This window comes from Leisingera sp. ABD4_442 (assembly GCF_056160905.1).
The window spans coordinates 179,452-200,063 of the sequence record NZ_JBSWYB010000004.1 but is presented as its reverse complement, the minus strand read 5'-3'; the positions used below and the strand labels follow the sequence as shown (position 1 = coordinate 200,063).

General features: G+C 65.2%; 24 protein-coding genes and 1 tRNA gene. 14 read left to right on the top strand and 11 right to left on the bottom strand.

Annotated features, from left to right (window positions below; translation table 11 throughout):
- Positions 1–155: 155 nt before the first annotated feature.
- The gene (locus ACXAHG_RS05785; RefSeq protein ID WP_475045322.1) at positions 156–1,016 is read right to left on the bottom strand and encodes a helix-turn-helix domain-containing protein; all 861 of its coding nucleotides are present in this window, start codon (positions 1,014–1,016) and stop codon (positions 156–158) included.
- Between the two features lie 114 nt (positions 1,017–1,130).
- Between ACXAHG_RS05785 and ACXAHG_RS05780 the strand changes: the two genes are divergently transcribed.
- The 3 genes from ACXAHG_RS05780 to ACXAHG_RS05770 are packed head-to-tail and all read left to right on the top strand — an operon-like array spanning position 1,131 to position 3,165.
- Positions 1,131–1,337, top strand: a complete 207-nt coding sequence (locus ACXAHG_RS05780) for a DUF2061 domain-containing protein (RefSeq protein ID WP_039134240.1) — start codon at positions 1,131–1,133, stop codon at positions 1,335–1,337.
- Positions 1,330–2,244: a fatty acid desaturase gene (locus tag ACXAHG_RS05775; RefSeq protein ID WP_475056346.1), complete on the top strand. Its 915-nt coding sequence runs from the start codon at positions 1,330–1,332 to the stop codon at positions 2,242–2,244. The genes ACXAHG_RS05780 and ACXAHG_RS05775 overlap by 8 nt, the downstream gene beginning before the upstream one ends.
- An 18-nt stretch (positions 2,245–2,262) precedes the next feature.
- A complete protein-coding gene (locus tag ACXAHG_RS05770) occupies positions 2,263–3,165 on the top strand; it encodes an EamA family transporter (RefSeq protein ID WP_475044560.1) in 903 nt (300 codons plus the stop codon).
- 92 nt (positions 3,166–3,257) lie between these two features.
- Here ACXAHG_RS05770 and ACXAHG_RS05765 read toward each other — a convergent pair whose 3' ends face one another.
- Together ACXAHG_RS05765 and ACXAHG_RS05760 are read right to left on the bottom strand one after the other, a co-directional pair.
- Entirely contained in the window at positions 3,258–3,989 is a 732-nt protein-coding gene (locus ACXAHG_RS05765; protein ID WP_475056345.1) for an NUDIX hydrolase, read from the bottom strand.
- Positions 3,990–3,993: 4 nt separating this feature from the next.
- Positions 3,994–4,410: a DUF983 domain-containing protein gene (locus ACXAHG_RS05760; RefSeq protein ID WP_475056343.1), complete on the bottom strand. Its 417-nt coding sequence runs from the start codon at positions 4,408–4,410 to the stop codon at positions 3,994–3,996.
- Positions 4,411–4,608: 198 nt separating this feature from the next.
- Between ACXAHG_RS05760 and ACXAHG_RS05755 the strand changes: the two genes are divergently transcribed.
- The 4 genes from ACXAHG_RS05755 to ACXAHG_RS05740 all read left to right on the top strand — a co-directional run bounded on the left by ACXAHG_RS05755 (position 4,609) and on the right by ACXAHG_RS05740 (position 6,583).
- On the top strand, positions 4,609–5,079 hold the full coding sequence (locus tag ACXAHG_RS05755) for an EF-hand domain-containing protein (RefSeq protein ID WP_475056342.1): 471 nt from the start codon (positions 4,609–4,611) through the stop codon (positions 5,077–5,079).
- Positions 5,080–5,146: 67 nt separating this feature from the next.
- Positions 5,147–5,728 (top strand): RNA polymerase sigma factor, encoded by a 582-nt coding sequence (locus ACXAHG_RS05750; protein ID WP_475056341.1) that lies wholly within the window; start codon positions 5,147–5,149, stop codon positions 5,726–5,728.
- A complete protein-coding gene (locus ACXAHG_RS05745) occupies positions 5,721–6,095 on the top strand; it encodes a hypothetical protein (protein ID WP_475044552.1) in 375 nt (124 codons plus the stop codon). Before ACXAHG_RS05750 ends, ACXAHG_RS05745 begins: the two co-directional genes overlap by 8 nt.
- Positions 6,092–6,583 carry a periplasmic heavy metal sensor gene (locus ACXAHG_RS05740; RefSeq protein WP_475044551.1) on the top strand — a complete coding sequence of 164 codons (492 nt, stop codon included), beginning with the start codon at positions 6,092–6,094 and terminating at the stop codon, positions 6,581–6,583. Before ACXAHG_RS05745 ends, ACXAHG_RS05740 begins: the two co-directional genes overlap by 4 nt.
- Positions 6,584–6,678: 95 nt before the next feature.
- On the opposite strand, the gene ACXAHG_RS05735 is transcribed toward ACXAHG_RS05740, so the two are convergent.
- Complete coding sequence (locus ACXAHG_RS05735) at positions 6,679–8,073, bottom strand: diguanylate cyclase domain-containing protein (RefSeq protein ID WP_475044549.1); 1,395 nt, start codon at positions 8,071–8,073, stop codon at positions 6,679–6,681.
- Positions 8,074–8,188: 115 nt separating this feature from the next.
- Here ACXAHG_RS05735 and ACXAHG_RS05730 point away from each other — a divergent pair, with 115 nt between their 5' ends.
- From ACXAHG_RS05730 to ACXAHG_RS05710, 5 genes are all read left to right on the top strand, one after another.
- Entirely contained in the window at positions 8,189–8,473 is a 285-nt protein-coding gene (locus tag ACXAHG_RS05730; protein WP_475056339.1) for a DUF3572 domain-containing protein, read from the top strand.
- A gap of 57 nt (positions 8,474–8,530) precedes the next feature.
- Positions 8,531–9,220, top strand: coding sequence for an HAD family hydrolase (locus ACXAHG_RS05725; protein WP_475044546.1), 690 nt, complete (start codon positions 8,531–8,533; stop codon positions 9,218–9,220).
- Positions 9,221–9,456: 236 nt separating this feature from the next.
- Positions 9,457–11,016: a trimethylamine methyltransferase family protein gene (locus ACXAHG_RS05720; protein WP_475044545.1), complete on the top strand. Its 1,560-nt coding sequence runs from the start codon at positions 9,457–9,459 to the stop codon at positions 11,014–11,016.
- Between the two features lie 407 nt (positions 11,017–11,423).
- The gene (locus ACXAHG_RS05715; protein WP_475044543.1) at positions 11,424–12,011 is read left to right on the top strand and encodes a heme NO-binding domain-containing protein; all 588 of its coding nucleotides are present in this window, start codon (positions 11,424–11,426) and stop codon (positions 12,009–12,011) included.
- Positions 12,008–13,054: a diguanylate cyclase domain-containing protein gene (locus tag ACXAHG_RS05710; protein ID WP_475044542.1), complete on the top strand. Its 1,047-nt coding sequence runs from the start codon at positions 12,008–12,010 to the stop codon at positions 13,052–13,054. Before ACXAHG_RS05715 ends, ACXAHG_RS05710 begins: the two co-directional genes overlap by 4 nt.
- A gap of 145 nt (positions 13,055–13,199) precedes the next feature.
- On the opposite strand, the gene ACXAHG_RS05705 is transcribed toward ACXAHG_RS05710, so the two are convergent.
- The 5 genes from ACXAHG_RS05705 to ACXAHG_RS05685 all read right to left on the bottom strand — a co-directional run bounded on the left by ACXAHG_RS05705 (position 13,200) and on the right by ACXAHG_RS05685 (position 18,025).
- Positions 13,200–13,274 (bottom strand) — tRNA-Glu (locus ACXAHG_RS05705).
- Positions 13,275–13,378: 104 nt separating this feature from the next.
- Entirely contained in the window at positions 13,379–15,118 is a 1,740-nt protein-coding gene (gene recJ / locus ACXAHG_RS05700) for a single-stranded-DNA-specific exonuclease RecJ (RefSeq protein WP_475056338.1), read from the bottom strand.
- Between the two features lie 108 nt (positions 15,119–15,226).
- Positions 15,227–16,213: a class II fructose-bisphosphatase gene (glpX, locus tag ACXAHG_RS05695; RefSeq protein ID WP_475056337.1), complete on the bottom strand. Its 987-nt coding sequence runs from the start codon at positions 16,211–16,213 to the stop codon at positions 15,227–15,229.
- Between the two features lie 155 nt (positions 16,214–16,368).
- Positions 16,369–17,655, bottom strand: coding sequence for a homoserine dehydrogenase (locus ACXAHG_RS05690; protein ID WP_475056335.1), 1,287 nt, complete (start codon positions 17,653–17,655; stop codon positions 16,369–16,371).
- Between the two features lie 115 nt (positions 17,656–17,770).
- Complete coding sequence (locus ACXAHG_RS05685) at positions 17,771–18,025, bottom strand: hypothetical protein (protein WP_475044536.1); 255 nt, start codon at positions 18,023–18,025, stop codon at positions 17,771–17,773.
- Between the two features lie 176 nt (positions 18,026–18,201).
- On the opposite strand from ACXAHG_RS05685, the gene ACXAHG_RS05680 reads away from it, so the two are divergent.
- Positions 18,202–18,789 (top strand): TetR/AcrR family transcriptional regulator, encoded by a 588-nt coding sequence (locus tag ACXAHG_RS05680; RefSeq protein WP_475044534.1) that lies wholly within the window; start codon positions 18,202–18,204, stop codon positions 18,787–18,789.
- Positions 18,786–19,265: a GNAT family N-acetyltransferase gene (locus tag ACXAHG_RS05675; protein ID WP_475044532.1), complete on the top strand. Its 480-nt coding sequence runs from the start codon at positions 18,786–18,788 to the stop codon at positions 19,263–19,265. Before ACXAHG_RS05680 ends, ACXAHG_RS05675 begins: the two co-directional genes overlap by 4 nt.
- A 7-nt stretch (positions 19,266–19,272) precedes the next feature.
- Here ACXAHG_RS05675 and ACXAHG_RS05670 read toward each other — a convergent pair whose 3' ends face one another.
- Together ACXAHG_RS05670 and ACXAHG_RS05665 are read right to left on the bottom strand one after the other, a co-directional pair.
- Complete coding sequence (locus ACXAHG_RS05670) at positions 19,273–19,575, bottom strand: antibiotic biosynthesis monooxygenase family protein (RefSeq protein ID WP_475056334.1); 303 nt, start codon at positions 19,573–19,575, stop codon at positions 19,273–19,275.
- Between the two features lie 71 nt (positions 19,576–19,646).
- Positions 19,647–20,558, bottom strand: coding sequence for a pirin family protein (locus ACXAHG_RS05665; protein ID WP_475056332.1), 912 nt, complete (start codon positions 20,556–20,558; stop codon positions 19,647–19,649).
- Positions 20,559–20,612: the final 54 nt, after the last annotated feature.

The window sequence follows — 20,612 nt, the reverse complement described above, 5'->3', positions numbered from 1 at the left end:
CCCTGCTGAAAACTGTTCCGCCGGGTCGCCAGACCGGGCAGCGCCCGTCCCGCCCCCCACGGGGCGGGCGCTTCGCTTTCCACCCCGCCGGGCCGGGCGCCGCCCTTAGTGGCATTTCGGTGTAGGGTAGGCAATTTGCCCACCAGCTGGGCGTGTCAGGAAATCGCTGCCCTGAGCGCGCGCAGCCGTCCGGGCAATTGCCGGGCGGTGATATCGGCCTCGCGCACCAGATTGTCGAAATGGCTGGTAAAGGTGGCGATCCGTTCCTTGTCACGGAAGGCCAGATAATGGGTGCCCGCGTAGAACACGCACAGGAGCGGGCCGAAGATGGTGATCGGTGAAGAATACAGCCGCTTGGCATCAAACAGGTAGATGCGCAGGCGGGGGTAGAGCTGTTCGCAGAGGCGTTCGAACTGCTGCAGCTGCTCCAGCCGGATCTCCAGCGGCAGGCCCTCGTAGTAGCCTGCCGCATGGGCAAAACTGTCGAGCTCATAGAGCGGCATGGCGATTTCATAATCCGACGGCGACTGGCGCATCCAGGTGAGGCGGTCCTCAGACGCGCCGATGGCCTGATCGGCGGTGCGGCCCAGGTGGGGGGAGTATTCCCATTCCAGAAAGCTGCGGGTCTTCAGCATGTCGGGCAGGGCGGCAGGCACATGGCGGATTTTGTAGCCGAGCGCCTCCTGATGCCATTCGAAGATCCGCTCATCGACCAATGCCCGGGGCGCCTCGGTCAGGGTGAGGCTGGATGCCAGCAGCTCAGCGGCGCTTTCGGGGCGGTCCGACAGGCTGAGGAGCCAGTCGGCGGAGACCCCCAGCGCGCCGGCGCAGGCGCCGACCACATGGGCGTTCGGCAGCCGCGCGCCGTCATCCGTCAGCAGCTGCGAGATGGTGGAGCGGTCGACGCCGACGGCGCGGGCCAATGCGCTTTGGCTGAGGCCGCTGTCGCGCAGGGCCTTGTTCAGCCTTTGCCGGAACTGCTCTGCCCGCACCCGTTTGTCGATGTTTTCTAACATGTGTTTCGAAATATCATAAGTGATGGTTTTTGTTAACTGCATTCGGAATTCTGCACAGCTGCTGCGTAAGCTACTCTGGTTTCAAGCACTTATCCAAGAATTTCAGGAGGCAGTATGGAAACGCGCAAGCGCTCCATTGTGAAGGCGGTGATTTGGAACATCATGGGGCTGGTCTCCATGACGCTGGTGGGGCTTGCGGCCACCGGGTCTGTCAAGGCGGGCGGGGTGATGGCGCTGGTCAATACCGGCATCGGCTTCACCATCTACCTAGTTTACGAGCGGGTCTGGGCGCAGATCAACTGGGGGCGGCGCCATGTCTGAGAGCTGCCGCGACTACATGCCCCGCAGCGTCGAATGGGGCACGTTGGCGCTGATGCTGGGCTGTTATGCGGTGTGGCTGGCCGCCTTGTGGCTGCTGCCCGCTGTCAGCCTAGTGCTGGCAATTGCGGTGATGGGGCTGATGGCGGCGCTGCATTCTTCGCTCACGCATGAGGCGCTGCACGGGCATCCGTTCCGCAGCCGGTTCCTGAATGAAGCGCTGATGTTCTTGCCGCTGACGCTGTTCATTCCTTATGGCCGCTTCCGCGATACCCATCTGGACCACCACAGGGACGAATTGCTGACCGACCCTTATGACGACCCGGAAGCCAATTTCCAGGACCCGGCGGTCTGGGCGCGGCTGCCGGCCTGGCGCCAGCGGCTTTTGCGGATCAACAACACCATGCTGGGGCGGGTGATCCTGGGGCCGGTGATCGGGCAGATCTGTTTCATGGCGGGCGACTGGAAGCTGGCCCGTGGCGGCAAACCGGGCATTGTCCGCGACTGGGGGCTGCATGCCATGGGCCTGGTGCCGGTGATCTGGGTGGTTGTGCAATCGCCGGCGCCGTTGTGGGCTGCAGTTCTGGCCGCCTATACCGGGCTGGGGCTGATCAAGGTGCGCACTTTCCTGGAGCACCGCGCCCATGAGGACTGCCGGGGCCGCACCGTAGTGGTCGAGGACAAGGGGTTCTGGGCGCTGCTGTTCCTGAACAACAACTACCACATCGTGCATCACATGCATCCGGGCGTGCCCTGGTACGCGCTGCCGCGGCTCTACCGCGCCCGCAAGCCGGAGTTCGTGGCGGCCAATGACGGCTATGTCTACCGCAACTACCTGCAGATTTTCCGCAACTACCTGCTGCGCGCCAAGGATCCGGTGCCGCATCCGCTCTGGCAGCAGGGGGAATAAACCCGCATAAGCGGGGGCATGTTTGCCTGGATCCCCGTTTCCATCGCCGCTGCCAGCTTTCAGACCGTGCGCTTTATGCTGCAGAAGGTCCTGAGCAGCGTGACGCTGTCGCCGGGCGGAGCCACCTTCGCCCGGTTTTTCTATTCCGCACCCTTCATCCTGGCCGGGCTGGCGGGTTATCTGGCGGTGTCGGGGCGGAGCCTGCCGCCTTTGCCGCCCGCGTTCTGGACTTATGCAGCTATTGGCGGCACGGCGCAGATTCTGGCCACCGTCTGTGTTGTCGCCCTGTTCAAGCAGCGCAATTTCGCGGTTGGCATCACCTTCAAGAAGACCGAAGTCATTCAGACCGCCATCGTCGGGCTGGCGGTGCTGGGCGATTCCGTGTCGATCGGCGGCTGGGCGGCGATCCTGATCGGGCTGGCCGCGGTGCTGGTGCTGTCGAAGACGCCGGATGCGGCAGGCCCCTGGTGGCGGCATCTGACCAACCGGGCCTCGCAGCTGGGGCTGGGGTCGGGGGTGCTGTTTGCCTTTTCCGCAGTCAGCTACCGCGGGGCATCGCTGCAACTGGCAGAGCTGGAGCCCATGTTCCGCGCGGGCGTGACGCTGGCCGCGGTGGTCAGCCTGCAAACGCTGTTCATGCTTGTGTGGCTGGGCCTGCGCGAGAAGGGTGAGATCGCCCGGGTCTGGCAGGCGCGCAAAGTTGCGGTCTGGGTCGGGCTGACCAGCATGGGCGGCTCGTTTTGCTGGTTCTGGGCCTTCACGCTGCAAAACGCCGCCTATGTAAAGGCGGTGGGGCAGGTGGAGCTGCTGTTGTCGCTGCTGGCGTCAGTGCTGTTCTTCAAGGAGAAGGTCACGGGCCGCGAGCTGGCGGGCATGGGGCTGCTGGTGGTGTCGATCCTGGTGCTGGTGCTGGCCCTTTGAAAGGTGCCGCCTGCGTCAGGGCAGCCGGAATTATGCGATAATTCCGGCTCGGAAAACACGTGTTTTCCGGGACGTTTCCAGCCTTGGAAACGTTACCCGTCTGCGGGCATCGGGTAGCCTTTGAGGCGCAGGAACAGGCTGGCCTCGTCATTATTATGGAAATAGGGCACGCTTTGCGGCGGCTCTGCGTCCCGGACGCGGGCGGTGACTTCGGCCAGCACCACCTCTGTGATGAAGGGCAGGTCAAACTCCCGCACCTGGCTGAGCGGGATCCATTGCAGGTGCGACAGCTCATCCGCGGCGCGGGAGAAATCATCCAGGTCGCCGGTGATTTGATCGGCATCGACCAGAAAAAAACGCGCATCAAAGCGGCGCGGGCGGCCCGGCGGGGTCAGGGCGCGGAACACGAACTGCATGGCGCGGGCTGAAGGAATGTGGCCGGTGGCTGCAAAGCTCTGCCAGTCTTCGGGAACGTCACCGGCCCAGGCGCCCGGTTCGCCCAGGATCAGGCCGGTTTCTTCCCACAACTCCCGCACCGCGGCGACGGCGAGGGCGTGGTGCACGTCTGCGGGCGCCTTGTCTGCAAGGCGGTCCTGGCAGACCGGGGAGATCGGCGAGGCCAGCGGAATGTCCGCATCCGCCACATCCACCGCACCGCCCGGGAAGACAAATTTGTTCGGCATGAAGGCTGCCTTGGCGCCGCGCTGGCCCATCAGGACCTGCGGGTCCTCCGACATCCGGCCGCGCATCGCGATCACCGTGGCCGCGTTGCGGATTGCGGTCTTGTCGGTGGTGGTCTCACCGCAGAGATACGTCTCGCTCATGTTCTTACTGCCCTTGTCCTGCCGGGGTGTCCTTGCCAAAGCCATGCATCCGCCGCGCCCATTGGTAGGCGATGACGATCCCCTTCATTCGCGGCAGAAGATAGAGGGAAGAGGCAACGCAGCCAATCGTGAATACCGTGAACATCACCAGCGGCTCCGGCCGCCAGGAGAAGTAGACAACATGCATCAGCGGCGCCATGAGGTGGCCGACAATCAGGATGGTGAGGTAGGCCGGCCCGTCGTCGGCGCGGGCATGGGTCAGGTCGAGGCCGCAGTGGCTGCAGCTGCTGTTCACCTTGAGATAGGAATGCAGCAGCTTGCCCTCGCCGCAGCTGGGGCATTTGCAGCGCCAGCCCTTGGCCAGGGCGGGCATAGTGGGGCGGTCGTCTTGCGAGGGGGTAACGGCGGGGGACTCGGTCATGAAAATATCCTGTGTGCTGGGCGTATCTTTGCGCGCTTCAGGAGGGGGCGAAAGGGGAAAGGCCAATTTCTGCGCCGGTTTGCCGCAACGGGACGGGGGGTGAATTTTTTTCGGATTTCTGCGACGGATCTGCGGGGCTGGAGCGTTTTTCCTGTGCATCGGGCAGCAAGGGGCTGCCGCAGGAAAAGGAAAGCCGATATGAAACACGTCAAGTTCATCGCCGCAGTTGTTGCTGCCGCTGCTGTAACCGCGGGTGGCGCGGCGCTGGCCAAGGGCTTTGGCCATCACGGGCCGAAGATGTCCTTTGAGGAAATTGACACAGATGGCAATGGCGAGGTGACAAAGGCCGAGATCCAGGCGATGAAGGACGCGCGTTTTGCCAAGGCGGATGCAAATGGCGACGGCAAGCTGACGCTGGAGGAGATGCAGGCACGGGCGCAGCAGCATGCAGGTGAGCGGGCGGCGCGGATGCTGGAACGCTTTGACAAGGACGGCGATGGCGCGTTGAGTAAGGATGAGCTGCCGCAGCCGCGCCGGGCGGGCAAGATGTTTGACCGGATGGATGCAGACGGCAGCGGCGGGATTTCGAAACAGGAATTCGAAGAGGCCCGGATGCATCATGGCGGCAAGCACCGCCACAGGCATGGGGATGAAACGGAGCAGAACTGATCGCTGAAGCGTGCTGCATAACGCGGAAATATCGCGGCGCCGGACCCCTGCTGCGGGTCCGGCAGCCATGAAGGCAGCGGCAGAGGAAGTCTCTGACGATGCGCTTCTGGTGCTTTATGCCAATGGCGACAGCCGGGCCGCGGCGGAGCTGACGGCGCGGCTGGGGCCGCGGGTCTTTGGTGTGGCGATGCGGGTGATGGGGATCCGCGCCGAGGCCGAGGACGTGACCCAGGAGGCGATGCTGCGCCTGTGGAAGATGGCGCCGCAGTGGCGTCCCGGCGAGGCGCAGGTTTCGACCTGGCTCTACCGGGTGGCGATGAACCTGTGCATCGACCGCAAGCGGCGCGCCCGCGGCGGGTATGTGGATCTGGACGCGGTGCCGGAGCCGCCGGATCCGGGCCGCTCGGCTGCTGAGGAGATGCAGGAGGGCGCGCGCCACGATGCGCTGCAGGCGGCGCTGATGCAATTGCCGGAGCGGCAGCGGCAGGCGGTGGTGCTGCGGCATTTGGAGGAACTGTCCAACCCGGAGATTGCCGGGATCATGGACATCAGCGTCGAGGCGGTGGAAAGTCTGACCGCCCGGGGCAAACGGGCGCTGGCCGCGGCTTTGGCCGGGCGGCGCGAAGAGTTGGGGTATAACGATGGCTGACACGGACAAAACACTGCAGGAGCTGGACGATCTGTTTGCCGCGGCGCGCAGCGCGCGCCCTGCGGTGCCGGAGCCGTTGAGGGCTGCCATCCTGGCGGACGCGGCGCGGGAGCAAGCGGGCTTGGTTCACGCAGCACCGGCCCGGGCCGCGCGGCAGCCGCTGTGGCGGCAGCTGATCGAGGCGGTGGGCGGCTGGCCGGCCATGGGCGGGCTGGCGGCGGCCAGCGCGGCGGGCCTGTGGATCGGGGTTGCGCCGCCCTCCTTTGTGCCGGACCCGGTGGCGCTGGCGGGGTATGAGGACGGCAGTTCCGCGGTCCCTTATGACAGTTACGACATGGCCGTGGTGCTGAGCGAGGACCTGCAATGAGTGCGGAAGGCAAGCCTGCAATGAAGCTGTGGCTGAAACTGCTGCTGGCGGGGTCGCTGGCGCTGAACCTGGCTGTTATTGGCATCGCAGCCGGGGCGGCCTGGCGGTTCTCCGGCAAGGAGAAACACTGGCAGAGGCCGCCGGAGATCGGTGCGGTGATCTTCCGTGAATTGGACCGGGACACGCGCAAGGCGCTGCGGCGGGAGGCGGGCGGCGGCCACGGCAGCTATGTCAAGCGCCGCCACGCAGAGGGCAAGGCGGTGATCGAGGCGCTGCGCAGCGAAGCGTTTGATGCAGCCGCCCTGCTGGCTGTGCTGCAGGGGCAGGCTGAGGCGCGCCATGCGTTTCACAGCAAGGTGCAGGAGGCCTGGGTGAACAAGGTGGCCGGGATGACGGCGCAAGAGCGTGCGGAGTTTGCCGACCGCCTGGAAGAGCGCATGGAGCGGCGCCGCGAGCGCTGGCATCAGCGCCGGGACGGGCGCAGCTAGGCCGCCGCGGCATCGGTTTTCAGACCTCCATTCACCTGCAGGCAGCCGGTTCGGCTGCCTCTTTTTTTGCGAGAGAGCGGCGGGGGATGCGGGGCTCAGGCTGCTTGGATGCAGTCCGGCGAGAGGGTGACCTGATTGCGGCCTGCATCCTTGGCGTTGTAGAGCGCCTGATCGGCTTTTTCGACCAGCGCCGCGGTGCTGGTCTCCTGACCGCCGCCGCCCATGACCGCGCCGATGCTGATAGTGACCTGGACCGGCTCAGCGGCGCCGGGCACCTGGAAGGGGGTGCTGTTGATGGCGTCGCAGAGGGCGCTGGCGGCCAGGGCGGCCTGCGCCTCGGTTGCGCCGGGCAGCACGGCCATGAATTCCTCGCCGCCGACGCGGGCGAGCAGATCCGCGGGGCCCAGCACCGCCTGCATGCGGCGGGCGGCCTCAATCAGAACGGCGTCGCCTGCGGGATGGCCATAGAGGTCATTGATCCGCTTGAAGTGGTCGAGGTCGGCCAGCATGACCGCGAATTTCTCGCCGGTTTCCGCGGCGGAGTGGGCCACGCGGTCCAGGAAAGGCCTGGCGTAGCGGCGGTTATAGAGGCCGGTCATCGGGTCCAGGACGGCCGCGCGCAAGCCGTTGCGGACGCTGTCGCGCAGCCGGTCCTTGCGGATCTTGTGCTGCAGCTGGGCGGTGAGGCGCAGTTCCAGCTCCTCGACATCGAAACCGGTCTGCAGCACGTCATGGGCGCCGCGGTCGAGCGCCTCGGCAGCGATATTGGGGTCGGCGGGATTGGGCACCGCAATCACCACCGACTGGCGGGTGGCGGCGCGGGCGCGCAGATCGGCCAGCAGGCGCAGGCCGGGGCCGGCCGAAGCCTCGTTCAGCTCAATGATGATGGCGTCGGCCACCGGGGCCTGCATCAGCCCTTGGATGTCGCTGATCGGATGGGTGCGCAGCGCATAAGGCAGCCGCGGCGCCAGCCGGTCGCGCCAGGCCATGGCAGTGCGCGGATCCTGGGCGACCAGAGCAACGGTGGCCTTGCGCAGATCCTCTGCGCAGGCGCGGTCGCTGAGCGGCAGGATGAAGCCGTGCGAGGCGTCGCGCTGCAGGTTCAGCTCCTCGTTGGCGCTGCGGGCGCGCAGCAGGCTGCGGATGCGGGCCTGCAGGATCACGTCGTCGACCGGCTGCTGCAGCACATCGTCGATGCCAGCGGCCAGTGCCGCCAGCCGGGCCTTGGATCCCTCCCAGTCGGAGACTGCGATCACCGGCAGGTCGGCCAGGGTTTCATCCGCCGCCAGTTCGCGTTTAACATCGGCGGCGGTGCCATCGGGCAGGGACATTGCGGTGAGCACCAGATCGGGGCGGTGGCGGCGCGCGGCCTGCAGCACCTCAGCCACGCTGCCGGCCTGGACCACATCGTAATAGGCAGCCGCCAGCTGCACCTTCAGCATGATGCGGTTGGTGGAGACGCCGTCGATGACCAGGATAGTGCCTTGCACGCGGTATCCTTTCGCCCCTTGCAAATCCTATGCCTTCCAATTTTGCTGAGACTGGTTAAGAAACCCTTTCGGATTTTTACTAAATTGGCCGCAATGCGGCAGGAAAGTGGGGAACATGCAGATTTCCGCCGATGCGGCAGAGACCCTGGCGCTGAAAGCGCTGGCCTGGCTGGCCGGAAATGATGAGCTTTTGCCGGTGTTTCTGGGGGCCACCGGGGCCTGCGAGGCGGATTTGCGGGCGCGGGCCGCGGAGCCGGAGTTCCTGGGTTCGGTGCTCGATTTCTTAACGATGGATGATGCCTGGGTGATCCAGTTCTGCGACAGCGCGGGGCTGGCCTATGAGATGCCAATGTATGCGCGGATGTCGCTTCCGGGCGGTTCGCAGGTGAACTGGACTTGAGATCGGCCCGTCCTGTGCCTAGGGTCCCGCCCGAATCCCGCGGAAAAAGGACCCGCCATGCCAGTTGATGCTTTCCTGTTCGACAAGGACGGAACCCTGTTCGACTTTGCCGCCACCTGGAACGGCTGGGCCGCAGAGCTTCTGGAAACACTGTCCCGCGGGGATAAGACTGCCAAAGAGGCGATGGCCAAGGCGATCAGCTATGATCTGGAGCGTGCTGCCTTCAATCCCGACAGCCTGGTGATTGCCAGTTCGAACGATGAGGTGGCAGAGGCGCTGATGCCCTATGTGGCGCATATGAGCCTGGCTGAACTGACGGATTACCTGGCGCAGAGCGCGTCGGATGCGGAGCTGGCCCCGGCGGTGCCGCTGGCGGAGTTTCTGGACAGTCTGCTGGCGCGCGGCAAAGTCTTGGGGGTGATGACCAACGACGCCGAGATTTCTGCCAAGAGCCAGCTGCGCAGGGCAGGGGTGCTGGACCGTTTTGCCTTTGTGGCAGGCTGCGACAGCGGCCATGGCGCCAAGCCGGACCCGGACCCGCTGCTGGCCTTTTGCAAGGCGGCAGGTGTCGAGCCCGGGCGCACGGCCATGGTGGGCGACAGCCGCCACGACCTGGAGGCAGGCGCTGCCGCTGGCATGCACCGGATCGGCGTGCTGACCGGCATGGCCCTGCGCGAAGAGCTGCTGCCGCATGCGGATGCCGTGCTGCCGGACATCGGCCATATTCCCGGCTGGCTGGACCGCTGACAACACGCTGATTCTCTGCCTGGCCTGTCTGGCTGCGGCTGTTTCGCCGGCGCACACCCTTGTGCGCCGGTTTTTGCTGCGACATACTGGGCACAAGTGTACAGAAATCGGCCGGACCGGCGCAATCCATGGCAAAAGCGACAGCTATGGTCGGGAACGGACAGGTTCGGGCTGACCGGATTGGCACAGTGAATGGCTATCAGCTCAGGCGAAATGCAGACGTAGGGGAGACCGGCATGGCAGAGACAGGCGCACGCAAGCGGCGGGGCGGGGGCAGGGCAGGCGCAGCGGCCCGGCGCGGCAGTGCCGTGCTGGAGCAGATGCCCTGGCAGATCCCGGTCAACATCGACCGCCCGACAGAACCCCTGAGCGAGGAGGGCGTTCAGGCGATCCACGAGGGCGCGATGCGCATCCTGGAAGAGATCGGCGTGGTGTTCCTGAACCCCGAGGCGCTGGAGATCTTTAAGCAGGCCGGCGTCAAGGTCGAGGGCGAGCTGGTCAGGATGGACCGGGACTTCGTGATGGAGATGGTGGGCAAGGCGCCCCGCGAGTTCTCGATCACCCCGCGCAACAAGGACCGGGCGATCCCCTTGGGCGGCAATCATATCCTGTTCGGCAATGTGTCCTCGCCGCCGAATTACTGGGATATGGAGCTGAACAAGAAGGTGGCCGGCAACCGCGAGCAGTGCCGCGACCTGCTGAAGCTGACCCAGTATTTCAACTGCATCCACTTTGCCGGCGGCTACCCGGTGGAGCCGGTGGACATCCATGCCTCGGTCCGCCACCTGGATGTGCTTTATGACAAGCTGACACTCACCGACAAGGCGATGCACGCCTATTCGCTTGGCAAGGAACGGGTCGAGGATGTGATGGAGATGGTGCGGATTGCGGGCGGGCTCAGCCATGAGGAGTTCGAAGCCCAGCCGCATATGTACACCAACATCAACTCCACCTCGCCGCTGAAGCATGACTTTCCGATGATCGACGGCTGCCTGCGGCTGGCGCGGCGCGGCCAGGCGATTGTGGTGTCGCCTTTCACGCTGGCGGGCGCGATGGCGCCGGTGACCATGGCGGGCGCCGTGGCGCAGTCGATTGCCGAGAGCCTTTGCGCGATTGCGCTGTTCCAGTATGTGCGCCCCGGCACGCCCTGCGTCATTGGCACGTTTACGTCGAATGTGGACATGAAATCGGGTGCGCCTGCGTTCGGCACGCCAGAGTACATGCGCTCGACCCAGATGACCGGGCAGATGGCACGGTTCTACGGGCTGCCGATGCGGTCCTCGGGCGTCTGCGCGGCGAACGTGCCGGACGGGCAGGCGGTCTGGGAAACCTCGAACTCGCTGTGGGCCGCGGTGCAGTCGGGCACCAACATGGTTTACCATGCGGCGGGCTGGCTGGAGGGCGGGCTGATCGCCAGCCCCGAGAAGTTCATCATGGACTGTGAGATCCTGCAGCAGATCCAACGCTATATGGAGCCGCAGATCGCCGCCACCGGGCCTGAGGAGATTGCGCTCGATGCGATCCGGGAGGTGGGCAATGATGGCCATTTCTTTGGCATTCAGCACACCCAGGACCGCTATGCCACGGCCTTTTACCAGCCGTTCCTGAGCGATTGGCGCAACTATGAAGCCTGGGAGGCAGCCGGTGCCACCTGGACTGCCGAACGCGCGCACAAGATGTTCAAGGAGATTACCGGCAGCTTTGAGGAGCCGCCAATGGATGCCGCGATCCGTGATGAGCTGGCGGATTTTGTCGCCAGGCGCAAAGCCGAGGGCGGGGCGCCAACCGACTTCTGACCCTGAGGCGTCAACCGTCGTCCAGCAGAAACAGCGGAGGGAAGCCTCCGCTTTTTTTGTGCGGCAGCCTGTTTTGTGCCGCGGCCTGCGGGTCGGAAACTGCCGGTTTCGGCTCCGGCTTGCCCGCGGGCTTGCCTCCGGGCGCCTGGCGGTCCACTAGTGAGGAAACTGGGTGTTCCAAAGCCGGGGTGCCTGGGTGCAAATGGTCGAAGGGGCAGGTGCAAAGGGCCTGGCAGCCGGCTGCGGCCACCCTGGAGGCTGGGTTTCGCTGCTGAGGGTTCAGGCGTAGTGCAAGCGTTTAGGCTGACAAGGGAAATTGCTGCGTTTCACCGTGCAGATTTGTTTTGTTGGGTGTTTTTTAACCTGAATGCTTCAAGACTGGCTCAAAGGCAAAGAGGGGCCATTGTATGCACGGTCTGATCAACAGGGCGATTCAGGCTTTTGTGACCAGTACCTACGGGGCGGACCGCTGGGAAGAGGTTATGGAAGACGCAGGGCTCGGTTTTACCGAGTTCGAAGCGATGCTCTACTATACCGACGAGCAATCCGGCCAGATGCTTGCCTCGATGGAGAAAGTTCTGGCACGCCCCCTGGCGGAGATGCTGGAGGATATGGGCACGTTCCTGGTCTCCAACCCGCAGGTGGAGGCGCTGCGCCGCCTGTTGCGGTTTGGCGGGGTCAACTACGTTGAGTTCCTTCATTCCCTGGATGATTTGCCCGACCGGGCGCGGCTGGCGGTCTCTGACCTGCAGCTGCCCGGGCTTGAGCTGGTGGAGCAGGCACCGGACCAGTTTCAGCTGATCTGCCAGCCCGGATTGCCGGGCTATGCGCATGTCATGATGGGGGTTTTGCGTGCCATGGCGGATGATTACGGGGATCTTGTGTTCCTGGATCACAGCGGCACGCAGGCCGAGGCGGAGGTGATTTCGGTCACGCTGGTTGAGACCAAATTCGCGGCCGGGCGCGAATTCGATTTGGGGGCGCATTCCCTATGATGATTGATCACCTGACGCGGATGGCGGGCGTGATCTGCCCGATGTATGCCATTGTTGATGCCAAGGGGCGGATTACCTCTGTTGGTCCGACGCTGAAAAAACTGCGCCCTGACCTTGCCTGGCAAGGGCGCCGGTTCTTCCGGGTGTTTGATCTGTCGCGCCCGCGTTCCGTGCGTTCGGTGGAGGATCTGCTGCGCACATCCGGCAGCAAGCTGCATCTGCAATTCCGCGACAGCCCGCAAACCGGGTTGAAGGGCGTCTGCACCCCGATGCCCGACGGGCAGGGGGCGTTTATCAATCTTTCGTTCGGAATTTCCGTGCTGGAAGCCGTGCGTGACTACGATCTGACCAGCGCTGATTTTTCCCCCACTGACCTGACCATCGAGATGCTCTACCTGGTGGAGGCGAAATCCGCCGCGATGGAGGCATCGCGGCAGCTCAACACCCGCTTGCAGGGGGCCAAGATTGCAGCGGAGGAGCAGGCGTTCACTGATACGCTGACCGGTCTCAAGAACCGCCGTGCAATGGATCACGTGCTGGGGCGGCTGATCAGCAGCGGCCGGGAATTTGCCCTGATGCATCTGGATCTGGATTTCTTCAAGCAGGTCAATGATACCCTGGGCCATGCGGCGGGGGATGCGGTGCTGCAGCAGGCGGCGCGGATCATGGTGGAATGCACCCGCCAGTCCGACACCGTGGCGCGGGTCGGCGGTGATGAATTTGTGATGATCCTGGAGGGGGTGCTGGATACCGCCCGGCTGGCGGCCATAGCAAAACGGCTGATCCAGCGGCTGGAGGAGCCGATTCCCTTTGGCGGCCAGACCTGCCGGATTTCGGCCAGCGCGGGCACGACTCTGTCCACCTGGCAAAAGACACCGGACGCACAGCAGCTGCTGAACCAGGCGGATCTGGCGCTTTATGCAGCCAAGCGTGCGGGCAGGGCGCAGCATTTCTTCTACCGCGAGGGTATGGAGAAAGAAGATGCAGGCGGTGCCGCAGCAGCAGCTCCGGCCCAGGCTGCGGCCCGCGGCCCGGCGGTCTGAAGAGAGAGTGTATTAGTCAAGTCAATACGGGCGTGCGGTCAAGACTGCCGCCCTTTTAATTTGTGCGCCGGAAACCCGCCCTTCACCGCAGCGGCACAGCAGCCTGCAAGGCCTGAATGGAAACTGCGGTTCTGTCGGGGAAAAGTGGCAGCCCGTAGGGGAATCGAACCCCTCTTTCCAGGTTGAAAACCTGGCGTCCTAACCGATAGACGAACGGGCCACTCAGTGCGTGAGCGGGTATTTAGTTGTAAGCGCCGGAACCCGCAAGAGAAAAAGTACGGTTTTGTGAAATTTCTTATCCGCAGGGCGCAAGTGATTGAAATCTCAGGCTTCGGCGGCGTCTTCCAGGCGCAGCTGGGGGCTTTGGCGGCCGCCCCAGGTGTTCACTTCCAGCCGTCCGGCAAAGTGGAAGCGGGAGCCGCCGTGCTCCAGCAGCTTCGGCCCCAGCGCGGTGTCGAAAGCGCCAAAGCAGATCGCATCCACACCGCCGCCCATGCCGTCGCTGAGCGAGAGCTTCAGGTGGCTTTCGCCGACCTTCTTGGCAAAGCGCACCTGCAGGTCCGGCAGCGCATAGCGCGGGGCAGGGGCGCCGGCGCCAAAGGGGCCTGCCTGTTCGATCTGTTCAATCAGATCCACCGAGGCCGCGCAGGGCATCAGCGCGCCGTCCAGTTTCAGATCGGCGGGGCCGCCCTGGCCGGCGCCTTGTTTGGCGAGCAGCTCCGTGAGGCGTTCCATGGCCGGTTCCAGCTTGTCCCGCATCACTGTGAGGCCAGCCGCCATCTTGTGGCCGCCGCCCTTGACCAGCAGGCCCTCGGCCGCCAGCCGCTGGATCGAGGCGCCAAGGTCGACGCCGGAGACGGACCGGCCGGAGCCCTTGCCCTCTTCGCCGTCAAAGCCGATTACGATGGCAGGGAGGTTGGCGGCTTCCTTGAGGCGGGAGGCAACGATGCCGACCACGCCCGGGTGCCAGCCTTCGCCTGCCGCCCAGACCAGCGGCGCCTCCAGGCCGCGCTCTTCGGCCTGGTCCAGGGCTGCCGCGCGCACCGCGTTTTCGATGTCGCGGCGTTCGGTGTTCAGCTCGTCCAGCCGCTCGGCCAGGGCGGCGGCCTCGTGCGGGTTGTCCGTCGACAGCAGCCGTGCGCCGAGGTCGGCTTTGCCGATGCGCCCGCCGGCATTGACACGCGGCCCCAGAAGAAATCCGAGGTGATAGGCGGAGGGAGCTGAATCCATGCGGGAAACATCCGAGAGCGCCACGAGACCGGGACGCTTGCGTGCGCCCATGACTTTCAGCCCCTGGCGCACCAAGGCGCGGTTGGCCCCGATCAGCGGCGCCACATCCGCCACGGTGGCAAGTGCGACCAGATCCAGCAGCGCCATCAGATCCGGCCCCTTCGCGCCGGCTGCGCGCATCTGGCGGCCTGCCTCCACCAGCATCAGGAACACCACGCCGGCAGCACAGAAATAACCCAGGTCGCCGCTCTCATCCTGCCGGTTCGGGTTCACCACCGCGACGCAATCGGGAAGGGTTTCGCCGCCCAGGTGGTGATCCAGCACAATGACGTCGGCGCCTTTGGCCGCTGCGATGGGTTCGTGGCTGAGGGTGCCGCAGTCAACGCAGATGATCAGGTCGTGGGCGGCGGCCAGCTCCTGCATGGCGGGCACATTGGGGCCGTAACCCTCGTCGATGCGGTCGGGAATATAGAGCGTGGCCTCCAGCCCCATCTGCCGCAGCCAGACCAAGAGCAGCGCGGCAGAGCTGCCGCCGTCCACATCGTAGTCGGCAAAGACCGCGATCCGCTGCTTGCACTGCACCGCCTGCAGGAACCGTGCGGCGGCGGCTTCCATGTCCTTCATCTCGCGCGGGTCGGGCAGCAGCTCTTTCAGCTTGGGCTCCAGAAACCCTGTGGCCTCCATCGCGGGCACCCCGCGGCGGGCCAGCACCTGGCAGACCGAGCGGGGCAGGCCGGTCTGCTGCGCCATCATCTCTGACGCCCGGTCCACCTCAACCCCGGGACCCACCCAGCGGCGCCCGGTCAAGGACTGTTCAACACCCAAAAAGCTCATCTTCTGCCCTCATATGCAAAGGCCGGACCCAATACGGACCCGGCCCTTCTTCTGGCTCTAAATATCCCCGCCGGAGGCAGCGGCGCAAGCCGCAGCTTGGCGCAACGCTTAGTCCTGATGCGGCGCCAGCGGCGTGCGGTAGGTCATGCGGCGCACGGAGCCGGTTTTTGAGCGCATCAGCAGGGTGGTGGTCTCCACCCAGCCCGGCTCGCGCTTGATACGCGGCAAGAGCGAGCCGCCGGTCACGCCGGTGGCAGCAAAGATCACGTCCTGGGTGACCATCTCGTCGCGGGTGTAGATGCGGTCCAGGTCGGTGATGCCTGCCTTGGCGGCGCGGGCTTTTTCGTCGTCGTTGCGGAACACCAGGCGGCAGAAGATCTGGCCGCCCATGCATTTCAGGGCTGCCGCTGCCAGCACGCCTTCGGGTGCGCCGCCCTGGCCCATGTACATGTCGATGCCGGTGGTCTCGGATTCGGCGCAGTGCATGACGCCGGCCACATCGCCGTCGGTGATCAGGCGGATCGAGGCGCCGGTTTCGCGCACTTCGGCAATCATCGCCTCATGGCGCGGGCGCTCCAGGATGCAAACGGTGATGTCCGAGGGCGCGCAGCCTTTGGCGGCGGCCAGCGCCTCGACGCGTTCGCGGGGGGACATGTCCAGCGACACAACGCCGTCTTCATAGCCCGGGCCGATCGCCAGCTTGTCCATGTAGGTGTCCGGTGCGTGCAGCATGGAGCCGCGCGGGCCCATGGCGATTACGGTCAGCGCGTTGGGCATGTCTTTGGCGGTGAGGGTGGTGCCTTCCAGCGGGTCCAGCGCGATGTCGACGCCGGGGCCGTTGCCGGTGCCGACTTCTTCGCCGATGTACAGCATCGGCGCCTCGTCGCGCTCGCCTTCGCCAATCACCACCACACCGTTGATGTCCAGCAGGTTCAGCTGCTCGCGCATGGCGTTCACGGCGGCCTGGTCGGCAGCCTTTTCGTCGCCGCGGCCGATCAGCGAAGCGGAAGCCAGCGCGGCCTGTTCAGCAACGCGGGCCAGGCCCAGCGACAGCATGCGGTCATGAAAGGGCGCGTCAGAGGTGTTCGAAGTCATACCGGAAATCCTGTCTCAACGGGAAAGATGTGAATGGGCGTTTCACGCCGAATAGCGCGGGGCGGGGCTTGCTCGCAAGGGCCGATAGCGCTCGCCGCGGCAGGAAAGCCCCGCCGCAGCGCAGTATGTTGCGCATTTCCGCCGGTTGGCGCGGCTCAGAGCTCTTCGATGCGGAGCGCGACCGGATCGCCGTCGACCACATCGGTGGCAGCCAGGCCTTCGAGCGCGGCGTCCAGCGTGGCGCGGGTGCATTTGTGGGTGACGATCAGCACCGGCGCGACCGGGGCGGAATGGCCGTACTGGCGCATCCGGTCGATGGAGACGCCGGCTTCGCCCAGAACCGCGGCCACCTTGGCCAGCGCACCGGGTTTATCCAGCAGCCCCATGCGCAGGTAGAAGGGGGCGGGCAGGCCGGTCTGGGCGGCCGGAACCTCCCGCAGGGTTTCGGCAGGCTGGCCGAAGGTTGCGATGCGCAGGCCGCGCGCGAGGTCCAGGACGTCGCCCATCACCGCGCTGGCGGTGGGGCCTTCGCCCGCGCCGGGGCCGCGCAGCACCACTTGTTCAATCGAGTCGCCTTCGATCACCACCATGTTGGTGCCGCCTTCCAGCTGGCCCAGCGGCGAGTTCGCAGGCACCAGGCAGGGCGACATGCGCTGTTCCAGCCCGCGGGCGGTACGCTGCGCCACGCCCAGCAGCTTGATGCGGTAGCCCATGTCGGCGGCGGCGTGGATGTCCTCGAGCTGGATGCGCTGGATGCCTTCCAGCTCCACGTTGTCAAAGGCCGGTTTGGTGCCGAATGCGATGGAGGCCAGCAGCGCCAGCTTGTGGCCTGCGTCGATGCCGCCCACGTCCAGGTTCGGGTCGGCCTCCAGATAGCCCAGGCGGCCGCATTCCTCGAACAGCGCGTTATAGCCCTGCTCGGTGGCCTGCATCTGGGTCAGGATGTAGTTACAGGTGCCGTTCATCACCCCCATGACGCGGGTGATTTCATTGCCGGCCAGGCCCTCGGTCAGCGATTTGATCACCGGGATGCCGCCGGCAACGGCCGCCTCAAACCGGATCACCCGGCCTGCGGCTTCGGCCTGTTCGGCCAGCGCCTGGCCGTGGATGGCCAGCAGTGCCTTGTTGGCAGTGACAACGTCCTTGCCCGCGGCCAGTGCGGCCTCGGTTGCGGCCTTGGCGGCGCCTTCATGGCCGCCCATCAGCTCGACAAACACATCCACGTCATCGCGCACCGCCAGCGCCACCGGATCGGTCTCCCAGGCGTAGTCCTTGAGCGAGACGCCACGGTCCTTGCTTGCGTCGCGGGCGGAGACCGCCGAGATTACCACGGGGCGTCCGGTCCGTGCCTCCAGCAGCGCAGCATGGCGGCGGATGATCTTCACCACACCGATGCCAACCGTGCCCAAACCTGCAATCCCAAGACGAAGCGGTTCTGTCATAGCTGGAGGTCCTTTGTTCCAAAATTCTCAGCCCCGCCTTAGCCGGTTCAGCGCGGGCGTGCAACGCTGCTGCGGGGCAAGGAATGGTGATGCAGGCGGTAAAGCCGGGAACGGGTCAGAATTCGGCGTTTTTCACCGCCTCGGCGCGGCGTTTCAGCCTGGCACTGCGGGCGTCGAGCTCTTCCTGCAGTTCCGTGCTGGCCTGTTGCGGCGGGTCAAGCGGTTCCAGCGCGCTGTCCAGAGGCAGCAGTTCGGGGTATCCCGCGCCGCGAAGGTCCGGGGTCAGCCGGTCTTCCAGCTCAGGCACGCGGGTGCAGGCGGCGGCAGCCGTCATGGCCAGAAGAAAAGCGATCCGTGTCCAAACCTGCATTGAAATAGCCCTTGTCCCCTATGGTGCCGGTTCTAAGGCGTCCGGCGCCGCGGCACAATTGAATTCCCGCCGGGACGCAGGGGATTGGCTTGGCCCGGCCACGCAGGTAAAGGGCGGGCTGGCTTTCGGGCATTCTCACCCTTTTTTCTGAACATATGTTCAGTTACGGTCACCTCATGGCACGTACCCAAGGTTCCCATTCCGGTATCACCGGCCCCAAGATCCGCGAAGCCGCTTTGCGGCTGTTTGCGCAGCAGGGCTATGCCGCGGTCTCGATGCGCCAGATTGCCAAGGAGGTGGGGGTGCAGGCCGGGGCGCTGTATAACTACACGCCGGACAAGCAGAGCCTGCTGTTCAACCTGATGGAAACCCACATGGTGGAGCTGCAGGCGGCCTGGGACGCGGTGCCGCGGGCCGGCAGCGCGCTGGAGCGGCTGCGCGCCTTCACCGGTTTCCACATCCGGTTTCACCTGGAGCGCCCGGATGCGGTCTTCATTGCCTACATGGAGCTGCGCAACCTGACGGAGGAGAATTTCACCGTCATCGAATCCCTGCGCCGCGATTATGAGAACGGGGTGGAAGGAATTCTGAAGGAAGGTGTGGAGCAGGGGGTGTTTGCTATCCCGGACACCAAGATCGCCACCCTGGCGGTGATTGCGATGCTGAACGGTGTCAACACCTGGTACCGCTCCGAAGGGCGGCTGTCGCTGGACGAGGTGGAGTCCGTTTACTGGGGCATGGTGCAGAAAGCGGTCAGCGCATGAGGCTGCTGGACCTGCAAACCAGCCGGTTGCGGGCGGCCCCCTGGCAGGACCTGACGGACACGGAGCTGGCGGATCTGTTTGCGCCAAAGGTGGTGCAATGGCTGCCCGCCGGGTTCCAGTCGCCGGCAGACGGCCGGGCGCGCCGGGCGTTTCTGGAAGCGGTGTCGCAGCAGGCCGAGGTAATTGCCCTGCGCAACGCGGCGGGGCAGGGGATCGGGCTTGTGATCCTGTCGTTTGCCGAAGAGGGTGGGGCCGCCCGGAACCTGGGTTATCTGTTTGCCGAAGCTGCCTGGGGGCAGGGGCTGGCCAGCGAGCTGATTACCGGGCTGCAGGTCCAGTTCCGCGGCAGCGGCGTGATCCTCAGCGGCGGTGTGATGCAGGAGAACGCGGCCTCTGCCCGGGTGCTGGAGAAAGCCGGGTTTGCGCCCAAGGCAGCAGGCGCCGAGACTGTCTACAGCTGGCGCGCGGACGGCTGACACCGGGTCAGCTGAGCAGTCCGATCATGTCGTAATGGTCGATCTGGCGGCTCAGCACCATCGGGTCCTCCTCGGGCAGCACATGCGGCTGCTCCCAGTCTTCGCCGGCAAAGGCCTGCAGCGCCTCGACGCTTTCCCAAACCATGACCACGCAGAAGGTTGCAGGCGATTCCGGCCGCGGCAGGCCGGCAGTGACCGAGACCAGACCCGGCTGGCGGCGTACATGCGGCACCGCGGTATCGGTCAGAAAAGTCTTGAAGTCCTGGATCTTGTCGTCGCGGACGGTGGCACGGAACACCCGGATAATCATCACTCCCCCCATCGGTCTTTGGACAGGGGGAGTATAGCATATCAATGGCCCGTTTGGGCGGGCCAATCCAGTCAGTGCGCGGGCTTGATAAACGTTCCGTTGCGCAGGTCGCGGAAGGCCTGGTGCAGCTCAGCCTGGGTGTTCATCACGATCGGCCCGTGCCAGGCCACCGGCTCATTGATCGGGGCGCCGGAGATCAGCAGGAAGCGCACGCCTTCGGGGCCCGCCTGCACGGTGATTTCGTCACCGGTGCCAAAGCGGATCAGGGTGCGGTCGCCCGACAGATCGCGGATATTGACCTCTTGGCCCGCGACTTCCTTTTCCAGCAGCACGCCCTGGGGCGCGGAGGCGTCGGCAAAGGCTGCCTGGCCTTCAAACACATAGGCAAAAGCACGGCGATAGGTGTCGATGGGCAGGGTCTTCTTCACGCCAGCAGGCACAAAGACATCCAGATACTGCGGATCGGCGGCGATGCCGTCCACCGGGCCGCGCTTGCCCCAGAATTCGCCGGTGATCACCTTCACCCGTGTGCCGTCATCGTCGATGACCTCGGGGATGTCGGTGCCGCGCATGTCCTGATAGCGCGGCGCGGTCATTTTCTGGCTGGCGGGCAGGTTGCCCCAGAGCTGGAAGCCGTGCATCTGGCCCTTGGCGTTGCCCGCGGGCATCTCCTGATGCAGGATGCCCGATCCGGCGGTCATCCACTGCACGTCGCCCGCGCCCAGGGTGCCCGCATTGCCCAGTGAGTCGCTGTGCTCGACCGAGCCTGCCAGCACATAGGTGATGGTTTCGATGCCGCGGTGCGGGTGCCAGGGGAAACCGCGCAGGTAGTCCTCGGGATTGTCGTTGCGGAAGTCGTCGAACAGCAGGAACGGGTCCAGCTCCGAGGGATCCTGAAAGCCGAAGGCGCGGTGCAGCTTGACCCCGGCGCCCTCCGTGTGGGGCTGGGCGCGGCGGGTTTCGATGATAGGTCTGAGGGACATGGGCCTGTCTCCTGGTTTCCGTTGCTTGCGGGTAAAATAGGATGTGCGGCGGCG